At 66.6% G+C, this 16,906-nt stretch carries 18 protein-coding genes; 10 read left to right on the top strand and 8 right to left on the bottom strand.

From position 1 onward, the window contains the following. The first annotated feature begins 54 nt into the window (after nt 1–54). Nucleotides 55–462, top strand: a complete 408-nt coding sequence (locus ACYP5B_RS50295; protein ID WP_459574957.1) for a VOC family protein — start codon at nt 55–57, stop codon at nt 460–462. 25 nt (nt 463–487) lie between these two features. On the opposite strand, the gene ACYP5B_RS50290 is transcribed toward ACYP5B_RS50295, so the two are convergent. Then, nucleotides 488–751: a hypothetical protein gene (locus tag ACYP5B_RS50290; RefSeq protein ID WP_400092965.1), complete on the bottom strand. Its 264-nt coding sequence runs from the start codon at nt 749–751 to the stop codon at nt 488–490. A gap of 175 nt (nt 752–926) precedes the next feature. Here ACYP5B_RS50290 and ACYP5B_RS50285 point away from each other — a divergent pair, with 175 nt between their 5' ends. The 3 genes from ACYP5B_RS50285 to ACYP5B_RS50275 are packed head-to-tail and all read left to right on the top strand — an operon-like array spanning nt 927 to nt 5,293. Then, nucleotides 927–1,883, top strand: a complete 957-nt coding sequence (locus tag ACYP5B_RS50285) for an alpha/beta hydrolase (protein ID WP_400092888.1) — start codon at nt 927–929, stop codon at nt 1,881–1,883. Between the two features lie 9 nt (nt 1,884–1,892). After that, on the top strand, nt 1,893–4,007 hold the full coding sequence (locus ACYP5B_RS50280; RefSeq protein ID WP_459574942.1) for a penicillin-binding protein 1A: 2,115 nt from the start codon (nt 1,893–1,895) through the stop codon (nt 4,005–4,007). A gap of 26 nt (nt 4,008–4,033) precedes the next feature. Further along, on the top strand, nt 4,034–5,293 hold the full coding sequence (locus ACYP5B_RS50275; protein ID WP_459574941.1) for an arsenic transporter: 1,260 nt from the start codon (nt 4,034–4,036) through the stop codon (nt 5,291–5,293). 12 nt (nt 5,294–5,305) lie between these two features. Here the strand turns inward: ACYP5B_RS50275 and ACYP5B_RS50270 are convergent, their stop codons facing one another. Genes ACYP5B_RS50270 through ACYP5B_RS50255 form a run of 4 tightly spaced genes read right to left on the bottom strand, consistent with a single transcriptional unit; the run spans nt 5,306 to nt 8,810 of the window. Next, entirely contained in the window at nt 5,306–6,619 is a 1,314-nt protein-coding gene (locus ACYP5B_RS50270; RefSeq protein WP_459574939.1) for an NAD(P)/FAD-dependent oxidoreductase, read from the bottom strand. Next, nucleotides 6,616–7,374, bottom strand: a complete 759-nt coding sequence (locus ACYP5B_RS50265) for an amino acid ABC transporter ATP-binding protein (protein ID WP_318234475.1) — start codon at nt 7,372–7,374, stop codon at nt 6,616–6,618. Before ACYP5B_RS50265 ends, ACYP5B_RS50270 begins: the two co-directional genes overlap by 4 nt. Then, on the bottom strand, nt 7,371–8,039 hold the full coding sequence (gene ehuD, locus ACYP5B_RS50260) for an ectoine/hydroxyectoine ABC transporter permease subunit EhuD (RefSeq protein ID WP_400092897.1): 669 nt from the start codon (nt 8,037–8,039) through the stop codon (nt 7,371–7,373). The genes ACYP5B_RS50265 and ehuD overlap by 4 nt, the downstream gene beginning before the upstream one ends. 6 nt (nt 8,040–8,045) lie before the next feature. Beyond that, complete coding sequence (locus ACYP5B_RS50255; protein WP_318234473.1) at nt 8,046–8,810, bottom strand: ABC transporter substrate-binding protein; 765 nt, start codon at nt 8,808–8,810, stop codon at nt 8,046–8,048. Nucleotides 8,811–8,995: 185 nt separating this feature from the next. On the opposite strand from ACYP5B_RS50255, the gene ACYP5B_RS50250 reads away from it, so the two are divergent. Beyond that, nucleotides 8,996–9,790, top strand: a complete 795-nt coding sequence (locus ACYP5B_RS50250; protein ID WP_318234472.1) for an IclR family transcriptional regulator — start codon at nt 8,996–8,998, stop codon at nt 9,788–9,790. Nucleotides 9,791–9,880: 90 nt separating this feature from the next. Here the strand turns inward: ACYP5B_RS50250 and ACYP5B_RS50245 are convergent, their stop codons facing one another. Then, nucleotides 9,881–10,180 (bottom strand): nicotinamide mononucleotide transporter, encoded by a 300-nt coding sequence (locus ACYP5B_RS50245; protein WP_318234471.1) that lies wholly within the window; start codon nt 10,178–10,180, stop codon nt 9,881–9,883. 348 nt (nt 10,181–10,528) lie between these two features. Then, nucleotides 10,529–12,364, bottom strand: coding sequence for a hybrid sensor histidine kinase/response regulator (locus ACYP5B_RS50240; protein ID WP_459574935.1), 1,836 nt, complete (start codon nt 12,362–12,364; stop codon nt 10,529–10,531). 320 nt (nt 12,365–12,684) lie between these two features. Here ACYP5B_RS50240 and arsN2 point away from each other — a divergent pair, with 320 nt between their 5' ends. The 5 genes from arsN2 to ACYP5B_RS50215 all read left to right on the top strand — a co-directional run bounded on the left by arsN2 (nt 12,685) and on the right by ACYP5B_RS50215 (nt 16,180). After that, complete coding sequence (gene arsN2, locus ACYP5B_RS50235) at nt 12,685–13,113, top strand: arsenic resistance N-acetyltransferase ArsN2 (RefSeq protein WP_459574933.1); 429 nt, start codon at nt 12,685–12,687, stop codon at nt 13,111–13,113. A gap of 267 nt (nt 13,114–13,380) precedes the next feature. After that, on the top strand, nt 13,381–14,106 hold the full coding sequence (gene folE, locus ACYP5B_RS50230) for a GTP cyclohydrolase I (RefSeq protein WP_318234468.1): 726 nt from the start codon (nt 13,381–13,383) through the stop codon (nt 14,104–14,106). Between the two features lie 45 nt (nt 14,107–14,151). Beyond that, entirely contained in the window at nt 14,152–14,595 is a 444-nt protein-coding gene (locus ACYP5B_RS50225) for a BLUF domain-containing protein (protein WP_318234467.1), read from the top strand. A gap of 92 nt (nt 14,596–14,687) precedes the next feature. Further along, nucleotides 14,688–15,485, top strand: a complete 798-nt coding sequence (locus ACYP5B_RS50220) for a fumarylacetoacetate hydrolase family protein (protein ID WP_459574931.1) — start codon at nt 14,688–14,690, stop codon at nt 15,483–15,485. Between the two features lie 161 nt (nt 15,486–15,646). Continuing rightward, complete coding sequence (locus ACYP5B_RS50215; protein WP_318234465.1) at nt 15,647–16,180, top strand: hypothetical protein; 534 nt, start codon at nt 15,647–15,649, stop codon at nt 16,178–16,180. 61 nt (nt 16,181–16,241) lie between these two features. On the opposite strand, the gene ACYP5B_RS50210 is transcribed toward ACYP5B_RS50215, so the two are convergent. Beyond that, the gene (locus ACYP5B_RS50210) at nt 16,242–16,538 is read right to left on the bottom strand and encodes a YciI family protein (RefSeq protein ID WP_459574929.1); all 297 of its coding nucleotides are present in this window, start codon (nt 16,536–16,538) and stop codon (nt 16,242–16,244) included. Nucleotides 16,539–16,906 lie beyond the last annotated feature (368 nt).

The following is a 16,906-nucleotide window of genomic DNA, read 5'->3' as shown; positions in this document are numbered from 1 at the left end:
GCACGCGCGAGCGCGCTCGCGCCCCTCCCGATTCACTCCCCCGAAAGGCGCATGATGAGCATTGTGATAGATCGCTTCGACCATATCGTCCTGAACGTGAAGGACGTGGAGACCAGCGCGGCGTGGTACGAGAGCGTGCTGGGCATGCAGCGCGAGGACTTCGCGTCGCGCACCGGCAAGCGGGTCTCGGTGCGCTTTGGCCAGCAGAAGATCAACCTGCGCCCGATCGGCACGGACACCGTGGCGTGGTTCACCGGCGTCCACCCTACCGCCGGCAGCGACGATCTCTGCTTTATCACCCGCAACACGCTGGAAAGCGTGATCGCGCACTGGATTGCGCACCATGTGCCGATCGAGGCCGGGCCGGCGGCCCGCACCGGCGCGCTCGGCCCGATGACCTCGGCCTATTGCCGCGACCCGGACGGGAACCTGATCGAGGTGGCGGCCTATCCGGCACACTGAGCGCCGGACATGCCGCCCGCCGGGTTCAGCGCTTGCCGTCGAGCAGGTCGTTCAGCACGTCGTCGAATGCCGCTTGCGCATCTTCCAGCGCCTGCAGCGAAGCGTCGAAGGTCTGCAGCGCCATTTTTGACGGTTTGCCGCTGCCCTGCGGCGCAAACTGCCCTTGCAAGGCGGTAAAGGCCACCTGCACCTGGCGGGTGGCGTTGACTACGCGCTCCATTGCCTGGGCTTCTTCGGCGCGGTTTTTTTCATCTTTTTGCAGGTCCTTCTGGTCGTTTTGGTCGGGCATGCCCTTGGCTCCGTGCGCGGCCGCACCGGCCGCCGTTGATGTGAGGCGTATCGTACAAGAACTTGCAGGCGCCTTGCCCGGTCGAATGCCGTGCTCCTTTGGAAATGATCCAGGCGACGCTGAGAAACGCCCCGCATTGCGCTGTAAAGCCAGGAAGAACAAACCCTCCGAACCCATGCCATCCCACTCACGCAAGGCCCTCGCCGCCATCCTGCTGACCGCAGGCGGCTTTACCTGCTACTGGACCTACCTCACGCTGAACCAGGACAGGCTGTTGTTCGACGCCCGCCGCCGCCCGCCGCGGGACCTGCCCGCGGGCATTTCCGCTTACTCGCATGAGGTGCCGGGCGGTTTCCTGCGCGGCTATGTCTACGGCACCCAGGGCGTCCAGGACGCGGAAACCGGGGAAACCGTGCGGGACGCACAAACCGCGCGCGACCTGCTGTTCTACCTGCCCGGCCGCGGCGAGGATGTATTGGACACCATGCAACACCTGGCCTGGCTGCCGCCGGGCGTGGGCTTTGCCACCATGGACTACCGCGGCCTGGGCCACTCGGACGGCCAGCCCTCCGAGCCAGCCGCCGTAGCGGACGCCAGCCAGTTCCTGCTGCACCTGCGCCGCATGTTCCCCGGCACGCGCGTGCATGTGGTCGGCCGCAGCCTTGGCACCGGCGTGGCCATCCAGCTGGCGGATTTGCAGGATTTCGAGAGCCTGCAGCTGATCACGCCTTACGACTCCATGCTGGAGATCGTGCGCAAGCGCTTCCCGCTGGTGCCGCTGCGGCAACTGATGCGCCATCACTTCGATTCGATCGCCCACTGCAAGAAGGTGGTGCAGAGCACCAAGGTGCTGCTGGCCGAGGTCGACGAGGTGGTGCCCCACGAATGCTCGGAGCGCCTGATCGCAGCCTGGCCCGGCCAAGTGGCGCGGCAGATGATGCCAGGCACCAACCATTTCACCATCATCGAGCAGCCCGGGACCTGGCACGCGCTGGCGGAATTCGCGCAGCGGGTGGGCCGGCCCGGCACGCGGCCGGTTGCGACGGAAGTGCCCCGGGCCGATGACGCGGAATCGGCAGCGGCGGAAGCCCCGGACGGCGTGGCCGGCTTCCCCGTGTTCGCCCCAAGGTAGAATGCGCGCATGAAAAGAGTCGTAGTAAAGGCAGCAAGCGTCACTCTGGCGCTTGCTGCGGCCTCCACCCTGCTAGTCGGGTTCGCCGCCGTGGTGAGCCTTCGTCAACTCCCCGCCGTCGATGCGCTGCGGGACTATCGTCCCGACCTGCCGCTGAGGATATTCACCAGCGACAACGTGCTGATTGGCGAGTTCGGCAACGAGCACCGCGAATTCGTCCCGCTGGAGCGCATGCCCAAGCAGATGTCCAACGCCCTGCTGGCGGCGGAAGACGATCAGTTCTACCAGCACGCCGGCGTGGATATCCCCGGGATCTTCCGCGCCGCGCTCGCCAATATCGGCGAAGGCTACGCCCAGGGTGCGTCCACCATCACCATGCAGGTGGCGCGCAATTTCTACCTGTCGCGCGAGAAAACGCTCGCGCGCAAATGGTATGAAATCCTGCTGGCCTGGAAGATCGACAGCTCCCTGCCGAAAGACCGCATCCTCGAGCTGTACATGAACCAGGTCTACCTGGGCGAGCATGCCTATGGCTTCGGCAGCGCGGCGCAGGCGTACTTCGGCAAGCCGCTGGATGCGCTGTCGCTGGCGGAAACCGCGATGCTGGCGGGCCTGCCCAAGGCGCCGTCGACGATGAATCCCGTGGTCAACTTCCCGCGCGCCAAGCTGCGCCAGCAGTATGTGCTGGGACGGATGCAGGCGCTCGGCATGATCTCGCACCAGCAGTACCAGGCGGCCCGCGCGGAAACGCTCAAGGTGGCCGGCTCGCATAACGGCCGCTTTGACGGGCACGCCGAGTACGTGGCGGAACTGGCCCGCCAGCTCGCCTACGACCGCTTTGGCGAAGCCGCCTATACGCGCGGCCTCAACGTCTACACCACGGTATCGTCGGTCAGGCAAAGCCTGGCTTACGAGGCCGTGCACGCGGGCCTGGACCAGTACGGCAAGCGCCATGGCCAGCAAGCAGCGCCACAAGCCGCGCTGGTCTCGCTGGACAGCAAATCTGGCGCCATCGAAGCCATGATCGGCGGCGCGGACTTTGCCACCAGCCGCTTCAACCATGCCACGCAGGCGCTGCGCCAGCCGGGCTCGACCTTCAAGCCGTTCATCTATTCCGCCGCGCTCGAGCGCGGCGTGTCGGCCACCACGCTGATCAACGATGCTCCGCTGGATGTGTCGTCGCGCTGGCAGCCGGGCAACGACGATGGCCGCTTCCTGGGCGCCTTGAGCGTGCGCCAGGCGCTGGCGCAGTCGCGCAACCTGCCTGCCATCCGGACCTTGCAAGCCATCGGCATTCCCTATGCCGTGGACTACGCCGGCAAGTTCGGCTTCTCCGAGCAGCGCCTGCCGCGCTACCTGCCGATGGCGCTGGGCACCGGCACCACCACGCCGCTGCGGCTGGCCGCCGCCTATGGCGTCTTCGCCAGCGAAGGCTACCGCACCGAGCCCTACCTGATCGAGCGCATCAGCGACGGCGCGGGCAACGTGCTGTTCTCCGCCGACAGCGAGCCCCAGCCGCAGCGCGTGATTCCCGAGCGCAATGCCTATGTGATGAACAGCCTGCTGCACAGCGTGGTGACCAGCGGCACCGGCGCGGGCCTGCAACGCTACCTGCGGCGCGCGGACGTGGCCGGCAAGACCGGCACCACCAACGATTCGGTCGATGGCTGGTTTGCCGGCTACGCGTCGGGCATCGTCACGGTGGCGTGGATGGGGTTCGACGACAACCGCAGCCTGGGCCGGCACGAGTTCGGCGCCACCACGGCCCTGCCGATCTGGGCCAGCTACATGGAAGGCCGCCTGGCCGGCCAGCCCGAGGCGGAATTCGTTGCGCCCAAGGACCTCGTGCGCAACGGCGATGACTGGGTCTACCCGGAATACGCCGACGGCAGCCACGGCATTGCCGCGCTTGGCTTCCCGGCCCCGCCGGCGGACGCCGATCCGGAGGCAGGCCCGGCACTCACCGACACTACCGGCGCGACCAGCGCAACCAGCGCAATCGGCACAACCGGCACAACCGGCACAACCGGCACCACAGGCACCACAGGCGCCGCCGAGTCCGTCAGAGCCTTGAGCCCTGTCCCGGCCGGGGTGCCGCCCCGCGCATCTCAGCCCACAACCTGACCCCGCCTGCTGCCCGAATGGCTCCGATGAATCTCTCTCCCTACAGCGGCCCCTTGATCTGGGCGGTGGCAGCCACCACCACCGCGGGCGTCATCACGCGGCCGTTCCGGCTGCCGGAGGCCTTCTGGGCGGTAGCTGGCGCGCTGCTGCTGTGCGTGACCGGGCTGCTTGCCGTGCCGGATGCCATGGCCGCCGTGGCGCGCGGCTATGACGTCTACCTCTTTCTCGGCGGCATGATGCTGGTGTCGGAACTGGCGCGCAAGACCGGGCTGTTCGACCATGTGGCGGCCGTGGCGGTGCGACAGGCAGGAGGATCGGCACGGCGGCTGTTCCTGCTGGTCTATGGCTTCGGCGCCCTGGTCACCGTGTTCATGTCCAACGATGCCACCGCCGTGGTGCTCACGCCGGCCGTGCTGGCTGCCACCCGCGCCGCCAAGGTCAAGCATCCCCTGCCCTACCTGTACAGCTGCGCGTTGATCGCCAACGCCGCCAGCTTCGTGCTGCCGATCTCGAACCCCGCCAACCTGGTCATCTTCGGCGAGCACATGCCCTCGCTGATGGGATGGCTGGCGCGCTTCACGCTGCCGTCGCTGGTGGCCATCGTGGCAACCCTTGCCGCGCTCTACTGGACCCAGCGCGACGCGCTGCGCGAGCGCATCGCAACCGACGTGCCAGTGCCGCCGCTGACGCTGGAAGCCAAGCTGACCGCCGCCGGCATCGTAACCATGGGCCTGGTGCTGCTGACGGCATCGCTGCTGGGCGCCGACCTGGGCTGGCCGACCTGCCTGGCCGGCGTGGCGACGCTGCTGCTGGTCTGCGCCTGCCGCCCCGGCTTGTGCCTGCCGGCGCTGCGCGAGATTTCCTGGGGCGTGCTGCCGCTGGTGGCAGGCCTGTTCGTGCTGGTGGCGGGCCTGGAGCAGACCGGCCTGATCGGCAAGCTCGCCCACCTGGTGCAGGCGCTGTCGCAACAGTCGCCGGCGGCCGGCGTCTGGGTGACCGGCGCCACGGTGGCGCTGGTGTCCAACGTGGTCAACAACCTGCCGGCCGGGCTGTTCGCGTCCTCGGCGCTGGCGGCCAGCCATGCCTCCACGCAGGTCACCGACGCGGTGCTGATCGGCATTGACCTCGGGCCCAACCTGTCCGTCACCGGCTCGCTGGCGACCCTGCTATGGCTGACCGCGCTGCGGCGCGAGGGCCAGCACATCGGCGCGCTGCAGTTCCTGCGCATCGGCGCGCTGGTGATGCCGCTAGCGCTGGTGCCGGCCCTGGCCTCGCTGCTGCTTTGAGCGCTGCGGGCCTCAGCCCAGCTTGTCCAGCAAGCTGTACCAGGCCACGCCCGCGGCAATGTAGAACCGCTGCAGGCCATGCAGCGGAATCCCGGTCACCGGCGTGATCGGATAGGGAAAATCCCCGCCCTGGCCCGCCAGCCGCGCCGCGATATGCTGGCCCAGGCTGGTGCACAGCGCGATGCCCCGCCCGTTGCAGCCCAAGGCCATGACGATGCCCGGCGCGGGCTCATGCACATGGGGCATGAAGTCCCGCGTGATGGCGATGCGCCCTGCCCAGCGATATTCGTAGGACAGCGGGCCGAGTTGCGGAAACAGCAATTCCAGCGAGCGCTCCAGGTGGGCAAAGTCCTGCGGCCCGCGCGGATCGGCAAAGAACCCGCGCCCCCCCATCAGCAGGCGCCCCTGCGCATCCTTGCGGAAATACAGCAGCAGCCGCTGCGAGGTGGAGGCCGTCTCGCCTTGCGTGAGGATGCCCTGCGCCTCGGCATCCTTAAGCGGTTGCGTGGCCACGATGAAGCTGTTGGCCGACAGCACCGTCTGCGCCAGGCCGGGCCACAGCGGGCCGGTGTAGCCGTTGGTGGCGATCACGACCTGCGCGGCGGTCACGGTGGTGCCCAAGGCCGTCGTTGCCACCCAGTGCGCGCCCTGTCGCTCCAGCGCCGTCACCGCCGTGCCGCCATGCACGGCGGCGCCCGCCTGCTGCGCGGCCTTGACCAGCCCGCGCGTAAAGGCAAGCGGCTGGATGGCGCCGGCGCGGCCATCCAGCCAGCCGCCGGCGAAGGCCTGCGTGCCCACGCGCCGCGCTACCGCGGCGCGGTCCAGCACTTCCACCGGTGCCCCGCGGCGCGCCCATTGCCCGGCGCGGGCATGCATCGCGGGTACCGCGCCCGGTGAATACGAGAGTTGCAGCCAGCCGCTGCGCACGGGCTGGCAATCGATGTTGTGGCGCGCGATCAGGTCGAACACCAGGTCGGCCGAGCGCGATACCGCATCGATCAATGGCTCGGCGCGCGCGGCGCCGAACAGGCGCACCAGTTCGTCGGGATCGTGCTTGAGCGTGGGATTGACCTGGCCGCCGTTGCGCCCGGACGCACCCCAGCCAGGTTCGTTGGCTTCCAGCACGCACACGCGCGCGCCGGTCTCGGCCAGGTGCAGGGCGGTCGAGAGGCCGGTGAAACCGCCGCCGATGACGAGCACATCGGTGGCGAGCGATTCGCCCAGCGCGGGCGTGGGCGGCGCGGGTGGGGCCGTGGCCGCCCACAGGGAGGACGGCAAAGGGACGGCCGGGGCCGGCCGGCCTGGCGCGAACTGGCTGGAGGTCATGGCGCCAGGTCTCCCGCCGCTTCCACCGGCTTTTGCAGCACGCGGCGCAGGAAGTCCTGCGTGCGCGCGTGCCGGGGCGCGCCCAGCACTTGCGCGGCCGCCCCTTCCTCTACGATGGTGCCGCTGTGCAGGAAGCACACACGGTCGGCCACTTCCCGCGCGAACCCCATCTCGTGCGTCACCACGATCATCGTCATGCCCTCGCGTGCCAGGTTGCGCATGACTTCCAGCACGTCGCCAACCAGCTCCGGATCGAGCGCCGAGGTGGGCTCGTCGAACAACATGGCCTCCGGCTGCATCGCCAGCGCGCGGGCAATCGCCACACGCTGCTGCTGCCCGCCGGAAAGCTGCGGCGGATACGCCTGCGCCTTGGCGGCCAGGCCGACCTTTTCCAGCAGTTCCATGGCTTCGCCGCGCGCCTTGTCCCGGCTCTCGCCCTTCACGTACACGGGGCCTTCCATCACGTTTTCCAGCACGCTGCGATGCGGGAACAGGTTGAAGCGCTGGAACACCATGCCCATGCGGCTGCGCAACCGGTGGATGTCCTTGCCGCTGCGGTCGACCCGCTCGCCAAAGGCGCGGATCTCGCCGCCCTCGTAGGACTCCAGCCCGTTGATGCAGCGCAGGACCGTGGACTTGCCGGAACCGGACGGGCCGATCAGGCAGACCACCTCGCCCGCATCGACATGCAGGCTCACGCCGCGCAGCACGTGGTGGTCATCGAAATACTTCTGCAGGTTGTCGATCCGGATCATGGTTTTTTCTTCCCCGCGCCAAGGCGGCGCTCAAGCCGGCGCAGCCCGAACACCAGCGGCAGGCTCATCAGCAGGTAGAGCAGGGCCACCAGCGTGTAGACCGTCATGTTCTGGAACGTGGACGAGGCAATCAGCTGTCCCGCGCGCGTCATCTCCGCCACGGTGATGGTGGACACCAGCGACGAGTCCTTGAGCATCATCACCAGCGTGTTGCCGTACGGCGGCAGCGAGATGCGGAACGCCTGCGGCAGGATCACCCGGCGCATCACCAGCGCCGGGCGCATGCCCATGGCCTGCGCGGCCTCGCGCTGGCCCGGGTCGACGGCCTCGATGCCGGCGCGGAAATTCTCCGCCTGGTAGGCCGAGTAAGCGATGCCCAGGCCGATCACGCCGGCCTGGAAGGCCGTCAGGTGAATGCCCGCATCCGGCAGCACAAAGTAGATGTAGAACAGCTGCACGATGATCGGCAGGCCGCGGATCGCGTTGATCACGCCGGACGCCCCCCACGACAGCGTGCGCGCAGGCGACAGCTTCATCAGCGCCAGCGCCAGCCCGAGCAAGCTGCTGAGCGCGAAGGCGAGGACGGTCACCTCGACGGTGACCACCGCGCCCTGCAGCAGGATCGGCAGGAACTCCCGCGCGTGCTGGAAGAAGTTAGCGTCCATGGGAACTCACATGCCCCATTTCTGGATGATGCCGGCCAGCGTGCCGTCGGCCTTGATCTTGGCGATGGCCTTGTTGATGCGGGCCAGCGTCTCGGTGTCGCCCTTGCGCACGACCAGGCAGACGTCGCCGACGTTGACCGGCTTGTAGCTGGCGGCCAGCTTCACGCCCGGGAAGGCATTCTGGCGGATCTGGTAGGCAATGATGGGCTGGTCGCCCAGGCCGGCCTTGATGCGGCCCAGCGTCAGGTCGCGCGTCATGTCCGCCACCGAGTCGTAGCTGCGCACTTCCTTGAAGATGCCCTTCTTGTTGAGCATGTCGAGAAAGACCGTGCCCACCTGCGCCCCCACGATCTCGCCCTTGAGCTCATCGAGCGAGGCATAGGCCTTGTTGTCGTCGCCCTTGACGATCAGGCCTTCGCCGTAGGCATAGACCGGATCGCTGAAGTCCACCACTTGCTGGCGCGCCGGCGTCTTGAGCATGGCGGCCGAGATGATGTCGATCTTGCTGGCGGTGAGCGACGGGATCAGCGCGGAGAAAACGGTCTGCTGCACATTGACGTTAAAGCCTCCCGCCTTGCCGACGGCCGTGACCGTATCGACCATCATGCCCTGGATGGTGTTGGTCTTGATGTCCAGGAAGGTAAACGGCACGCCGGTGGCCGTCGCGCCCACGTTGTAGGTTGGCGCCGGTCCCTGGGCCCAGGCGAACGAAACGGTGCTGGCGGCGCACAGGATTAGTGCGGCGCGGCGGGACATGGTGAATCGAGACATGCGGACACTCCTAGCGGAAGGGAACAAAAGGCGCCCGGGTGGGGGCGACCCACCGACTTATGCAATGAGCATGCCAATTTTCAATTACACGTACTCGAAAAATAATTGTCGTTAACCAGTAATTGCTTTATTGAAATCGATATGCGATTCTATGACTTGATTAAATGCTTCTTGCAGCACATAAAATGTCGCAACCTGAAACCAACGATTCCGCCAGCCTCCTGTTCAACCAGTCTTTGGAGAAGGGGCTGGCCGTGTTGCGCGCATTCAGCGCGCAGCGCCGCACCATGACCATCGCGGACGTTGCGGACGCGGCCGGCATCAACAAGAGCTCGGCCCAGCGCATGGTCTTCACGCTGGAGCAGCTTGGCTACCTGCGCAAGCATCCGCAGACGCGGCGCTACCAGCTGACACCCCGCGTGATGGAGATCGGCTTCAACTACCTGGCCGCCAACCCGCTGATCGAGGTGGCCAACCCTTTTCTCTCCGAGCTGACCAAGGTCACCACCGAGACGTCCTGCCTGACGGAGCCGGACCTGCTCGACATGGTCTATGTCGCGCGCTTTGTCAGCGCCCACTTCGTGCCGGTGCATATGCCGATCGGCAGCCGTATCCCGATGTACTGCACCGGCTCCGGCCGCGCCTACCTGAGCGCGCTGCCGGAGGACGAAGCGCGCGCCATGATCGAGCGCTCGGCGCGGACCGCGCATACGGTCCACACCTGCACGGAAGTGGCGGACATCATGGAAAAGCTGCGTGAGACCCGGCAGCGCGGGTACGCGGTCAACAGCGAGGAGCTGTTCCTTGGCGACATGACCATTGCCGCGCCGGTGATCGGGGGCAATGGACGGCCGCTTGGCGCGATACACCTGGTTGCGCCCACCGGCCGCTGGACCCGCGAGGAAGCCGAGCGCAAGCTCGGGCCGCCGCTGTTGCAGTGCGCACGGGCGGTGAGCAGTTCAGCGCGCACGATGGGCTAGCCGCGGCGTTTTGCCCGCGCGCAAGACGCCGCTGGTGGGGTTGCCAGCGGGGTTGCCAACGAAAGTGCCTCAGGCCAGATCAGGCGTGCATCAGGCGTGCGCTTGCCCGACGCCCTGCTCGCTCTCTTGCTGCCGATGAAATTGCGTGTGGCGGTACAGGCCGTAGATGCTGGTCGCGGTAAAGCCCAGTTGCTGCACGAACAGGCCGTAGGTGCCGGTCACCAGGGCGAACACGCTCCAGACGATGTTGGAGCACAGGTAGGCGATCCAGCCCCAGCGCGAGGCCTTGTTGTGCAGGGCCACCAGCAAAGAGCCGCTCATCGCCAGCGCGCAGCCGGACCACTCCAGGCCATTGAGCAGATTGGGAATGTACTGTTGCGCCAGATCCATCGCGCTTGTCTCCTGATTGGATTCAGATTTATTTTGTGTTCATATTTTGCATACAATGCAGAACGAAGCTTAGCGTGACAGCTCGTGCTGAGCAAGGGGTTTGGGGGATAGTTAGCGCAGTTTGGTTCGCAGCCGGCTTATTTGGCCAGGTAGATGACGATCACGATGACCCCGAGGCCGGCGAGAGTGAGCAGCAGGAAAGCTAGCATTCGACGGCAGGTGGTGTTGGCGTTCCTCCAGTATGGAGTGGCTGGCACGACACGGCCGTAGGGGAGACTCTGATTTGGGTGGGGTGATGTCCTACAGGGAGGGCGGGCGGGATGCAGGGCCCTGCGTCCCGCGCGTTTTCTACTGCCGCGACAAGATCTCCGCCAGGGCTTCCAGCGCCAGTGGCTTGGCCAGGTGCGAATCGAAGCCGGCTGCCGCGCCCCTGGCCTTGTCGGCGTCGGAAGCATAGCCGCTCAGTGCCACCAGGCGAGTGCAAGCGAACGCGGGCATCTTGCGCAGGTGTTGCGCCAGTTCGAAGCCGTCGATGCCTGGCAGGCCGATATCGATCAGCGCTACGTCGGGCGTGAACCCTTGTGCAATCTCCAGCGCGTCTTCGCCGCTGACGGCAAGCTTGACCTCGTGCCCGTCAAGCTCCAGTAACATGCCCAGCGCCCGCAGGCCTTCGGTGTTGTCGTCCACCAGCAGGATGCGCATCGCCGCGAGCTTGCCCGACTGCCCGGCGCTGGACGTCCCCGGATGCGCGCACACCACGGGCAGGCGCGCCTGCACCATCGTGCCCAGGCCCTTGCCATCGCTGTGCACCGTCACCGTGCCGTTATGCAGTTCCACCATGCGCTTGACGATGGCCAGCCCCACGCCAAGGCCGCCGCCCTGCGATTCGCCTGCGTACTGGCTGAACATGTCCAGCACATTGGGCAGGAACGCCGGATCGATGCCGATGCCATCGTCCTTGACGGTGATCACCAACGTGTCCATGCGATCGAGATCGACCTCCGCCGCCGACGCGTTGCCAGCGTCGCCTGCGTTGGGTTCGGCCGGCGCATCGCCATGGGGCGAGGGGTCTACGCGGACCGACAGGTCCATGGTGCCCCCGCGCGGCGTGTACTTGATCGCATTGGACAACAGGTTGGTGACCACCTGCGTCAGCCGTGCCGTATCCGCGTACACCATCACGGGCGTCTCGGGCAGGTCCGTGGTCAGCACGTTGCCGTGCCATTCGATATCCGATGCCACCGAGGACAAGGCATCGCCCACGATGTCCTGCATATTGCCGTGGGTGCGCACGATCGGCACCTTCCCTTGCTTGATGCGGGAGGCATCGAGCAGGTCGTCGGTGAGGCGCTTGAGCTGGCGCATCTGCCGCTCGGCGATATCGAGCATGCCGGAGGTGGCCTGCTGCACCTGCGCGAGCCGCTTGCTGACCTTGATCGCACTGTCGATGGCAGCGATCGGGTTGCGCAGCTCATGCCCCAGCATGGCGAGGAATTCGTCCTTGCGCGTATCCGACAATTGCAGCGCTTCCCGCGCGGCCCGGGCCTGCGCGGCTTCGGCGATGGCGGCATCCTTGCTGCGCGACATGTTGAGCACCGCGCCCGCAAAGCTGGCCAGGCTCTCCAGCAGGCGCGCATCTTCTTCGTCAAACACGCGCTCTTGCTCATGCGTCATGACCCAGATGGTGCCCCAGGGCTCGCCATCGCCGGGGATCGGGACGACGAGTTCCTCGACCACCTCGGGCGAGAGCGGCGGCAGGCAGCTGAAATGCCGTTGCGGGTAGGCCAGCAACTGCGGGCTGCCCAGTTCCAGTGCAATGCCCGACGGGCTATCGTCGCAAGGCACGGCGTGCCCGACCAGGTCATTGCACAGGCCGGCCGTCGCGGTCCAGTGCAACGTCTTCGCACCATCTCCGCTGGCCTCCGGCAGGCTGATGCCGGCGCTGCCCGCGCCGCAGAGCTTCAACGCCGAATTGGCCAGGGATTGCAATAGCGCCAGATCCGACGACACCAGCGCCCGTGCCAGGCGCCGCAAGGCCACGCATTCCGCCCCGTAGTCGGGAGAACGGCCAGCGCGCTGGCCAAGCTCATCGGTCTTCAGGATGCCCGCGCGGCGCGCCCGCAGCAGCGAAGCGGAAGGGGACGCTGGAGGGGAAGAGGGAGGGGAAGCAGGTGCCACAGCCATGGAGTGTCGCTTTTGCCGTCGGAACGCAGGACCGGTTGCCTGCAGGGAATGGTAGCGGATTTCCACGCCCGGCCGCGCCAGAAGGGCCAATCGCGCGGCCGCAAGCGCGCCAGGCGAGCGCGACGATCGCTATTGCACACCCAGGGCAATAGCGAACCAGTGAAAACCCGGATCCGCAGGTCCCGAGGTGTCGCTTTTCCGGACGGAACCGACCGCGCCGGCTGTCCAGTACGCGAATCTACTTAAGAACTATCCCTAGGCACCGTAAAGCCAGTCTGAACTTAAGATACGAAGAACAGCCCGAAGGGCAGGAGGGCAACATGCGCCCGCACTATGCAAACGGAAAAGACACTAAGGAAGTACAGGACCTGCTGCAGGCTTGCGGCTTGGCGGTGGACGGCGTAGCGGAGCACATCGGCAATTTCCTGGTCGTGCGCGACAACGCTGGCCTGCTCGGCTGCGCCGGCGTGGAGAACTATGGGCAAGTGGCCGTGCTGCGCTCGGTCGCCGTGGCCGAACGCGCGCGCTCGGCGGGCCTTGGCGAATTGCTGGTGGCTGCGATGCTGGCCGAGGCGCGCACGCGCGGCGTGCAGTCCGTGGTGCTGCAAACCACCACTGCCGTCGACTATTTTGCCCGCCTGGGCTTTGAGCCCGTGGAACGCGCCTGCATGCCGCAGGAACTGCTCGATACCGCGTTGTCCCGCGAAGCCTGCCCGGCATCCGCCACCTTGATGCAAGCCGCGCTGTAGCGCCGTAGCGCTGTAGGCGTCCCTGCCAAGGGCCCGCGCCCGCGATGCGGACCAGCCGCATCGTGAGCTGGCCGGCCCCCTTTCCATCCCTCGCGCTGTTGCGTGCCACGCACCCATGGCTAGCCGGAGCCGGCGTAGGATATTGTTGTAAAGTAAGCGCAAAGAGGCGAGCAGAGGCCTTGCGGGCCAAGGGCGTAGCGGCAAGCCATGCCCGCTTGCTCGCCAGTCCTTCAACGATCCTTCAACGACAGCCACGAACCGCACGATATGGAATCCGACCACCAAGCACCCGACCCCGGCCTCGACGAGGCGTTGGGTAGTGTGTCGACCCGCATACGGTCGCGTTTGCAGGCGGCGCGCGAGCGCTTCCATGCCAACGACAATATCTCCGCGTACGTCGAGCCCGGCGAACTGGACGAGTTGCTCGATGAAGTGCAGTCGCGCATGGAAGAGGTGCTGCGCAGCCTGGTGATCGATATCGACAACGATCACAACACCCGCGAGACGGCGCGCCGCGTGGCCAAGATGTACCTGAAGGAGATCTTTGCGGGCCGCTACGTCAACCAGCCCAATGTGACCGAATTCCCGAACGCGGAGCGCATCAACGAGCTGATGATCGTGGGCCCGCTGCGCGTGCGCAGCGCCTGCTCGCATCATCTGTGCCCGATCATCGGCAAGCTGTGGGTGGGTGTGATGCCCAACCAGCATTCCAACCTGATCGGGTTGTCCAAGTATGCGCGCCTGGCCGAATGGATCATGTGCCGCCCGCAGATCCAGGAGGAAGCCGTGACCCAGGTGGCCGACCTGCTGCAGGAAAAGATGAGCCCGGACGGGCTGGCCATCGTCATGGAAGCCGAGCATTTCTGCATGCACTGGCGCGGCGTGCGCGACACCGATGCAAAGATGACCAACAGCGTGATGCGCGGCTCGTTCCTCAAGGATGACAGCCTGCGCCGCGAGTTCCTGACCTTGCTGAACCGGTCGCGCGACTAAGCCAGCGCCATTCACCGCAAAGCACGCAAACCCAGTGGAGACAACATGCTCGTACGCCTGCTCTACGCCAGCCGCGCATGCCAGCCGGCCGATCCCGCGCTGGTAGACGACATCGTCGCTACCAGCGTGGCGAATAACCCAAAGCACGGCATCACCGGCGTGCTGTGCTACGGCAACGGCATCTTCATGCAGGCGCTGGAAGGCGGCCGCACCGAAGTCTCGCGCCTGTACCAGCAAATCGGCCGGGACGCGCGCCACGAGGACGTGGTGCTGCTGTACTACGAGGAAATCCTCGAGCGCGAGTTTGCCGGCTGGGCGATGGGCCTGGTCAATACCGGCAAGGTCAATATGGCCACCATCCTGAAGTATTCCGCCCACGGCGAGCTCGATCCCTACCGCACCAGCGGCCACGCCTCGCAGGCGCTGCTCAAGGAGCTGATCGCGGGCGCGTCGATCGTGGGGCGCACCTCGGAGCGGCATCGCTTCTAAGGCAGTTCGTTTTGCGATCCGGCCAGTCCCCCGGATCGACAACCCAACAATCCGACAATCCATCACCCATCACCAAGCACCCAGGAGAATTCGTGAGCGCACCCTTCAACCCCGGCCCCGCGGCGATGCTGCTGGCCGATGCCTGCCGGCGCGGCGTGCAATTCGCAGACCTGCCCGTCGACGCCAAGCCGGCGACGCTCTGCGGTGGTTATGACGTGCAGGATCGCTTCATCGCAGCCCTCGGCGATCCGGTGGTGGGCTGGAAGCTGGGTGTCGGCAGTGCCAACGCCATGCGGCGCGCAAAGCTGGCGCGCCCGCTGGTGGGCCAGGTGGGCGCTTCGCGCTGCTTTGCCTCGGGCGATGCCGTGCCGGTCCCGTTGGGCGCGGTGGTGACGATCGAGTTCGAGATCGCGGTGCGGCTGGCGCGCGACGTCGCGCCCCTGAAGGCCGAACTGGCGCCGGCAGCGCTGGCCGAGCTGATCGAAAGCGCGCAGGTTGCCGTCGAGGTGGTGCTGTCGCGCTATGAAGACCGCGGTGCGGTGGGCATGCCTGCGTTTGCCGGCGATAACGTGGGCTTCCATGCGCTGGCGCTAGGCGCTAAGATCGACACCGACGCCATGGAAGACGTCCGCGCGAGCGCCAGCGTGGCGCTTGACGGCTTGGCGTGCGCGCAGCCCCTTGCCGGCGACGATGCGGTCTACCCGCTGGAAGCCCTGCAATCGCTGCTGGCGCATGCCGCCGAACGCGGCGTCACGTTGCGAAAGGGAACCGTGGTGACCACCGGCACGCTGACGCGCCCGTTCGACGTACCGGCCGGCGCCCATACGGTCCAGGCCACCTATGGCGGCGGCGAACTCGTGGTGAAGCTCGCGCCGCAAGCCGCAGCCTGAATTCGGGGCCCTTGCGGCCCCATCCCTCCCGTCTCTTTCTCGTCACCCAGGCTGCCGGCCGAGGCGCTTCGCGCGCACTCGCGGCCTTGGCATTTCCAGCGGATAGGCTAGAACTATCAGAAGGGCCTGGCTTTCAGGCCGCTGGTGAGAAGGAGCCGTTCATGGAACTCCATTTGCATATGCAGCCGCACCGTTTCGCCCGCCGCGCGCCGGACTGGCGCGCGGCCGCGATTGCGGGCGTGATCGCGGGTACCCTGTACGTTGTACTGGAGTTGTTGACGGCACGCTTTGTGCTGTACCAGGGAGCGTGGGGCACGGTGAAGATGGTGGCTGCCCTCATGCTCGGCCGGGAGGCGCTGGCGTCCGCCGATGCGTTCAGCTGGACCATCGTGCTGGCCGCGGGCATCGTGCACTTTGGCTTGTCGATCGTGCTGGCGACAATCCTGGCCATGCTCATCGCGTCGTTCCGCTTTGATTCCAGCATCGGCATGGCCACGCTGGTGGGCGCGGTGTTCGGGGTGCTGGTCTACCTGGTGAATTTCTACGTGATGGGCCGGTACTTCAACTGGTTCGACGAGGCGCGCGGGTGGGAAAGCCTGTTCGCCCACGTCATGTTCGGGGTGATCGCGGCGGATGCCTACGCCAACCTGGAACGGCGTGAGCCGGAGGCGGACGGCATGGCACGCAGCGGCTGAGCGCGCACCCCGTCCATCAGGGCACCTGGGCAGCGCGCCCGCTGGCTACAAGGCAACAGGGCTACAGGTAGCTCTCGCCGCCAAGATAGGCCTTGCGCCAGCGCGTGATGCGCACCTCGGCAAACAGGCCGGCCTCTGTGAACGGGTCGGCATCGATGAATTGCTGCACCGCGTCGCGGGTGTCCAGGTCGACGATATAGAAGCCGCCGCCGGCATCGCTGCCGTCATCGTTAAGCTTGGCCCCGCAGGCCAGCAGCAGGGCCTTCTGGGCGTCCAGGAACGCCAGGTGCCCGGCTCGGGCCGCTTGCCGCACTTGCTGGTGCTGCGGCTTGTCCCAGGTTTCGATCAGGAATGGCATGGCGTTGTCCTCGGGTGATGTAGGGTTGGAATAGGGCATGGGCAATCGCAGGGGTGGCATGGCGGCAGTGCCATGCCGATCACTCCCGGCGAAGAGTTTCGCCGATTCCGCGCCGGCAGCACAAGCCGGCAGGGAATCCGCGCCGGCCGCCGGTGCTCCCCCGCAGCCAGGAAAAACCTGGACTCCAGGCTTGACAAACCCGCCGGGCCTCATTCCTCCCCCGCTGCCGCCCCGCAGTGTTATCCACACTTTATGTGGATAACACTGTCAACAAGCTCCGCAAATGGCTCTAGCACGCGGACCCCATCGGACTGCCCACAAAACGGGCAACTGCAACCCGGACAGGCGGGCGAGGCCATCGTCCCCAC

This window comes from Cupriavidus sp. 8B, from assembly GCF_054589115.1.
The sequence above is the reverse complement of the archived record's forward strand: the minus strand, read 5'-3'. Positions and strand labels throughout refer to the sequence as shown.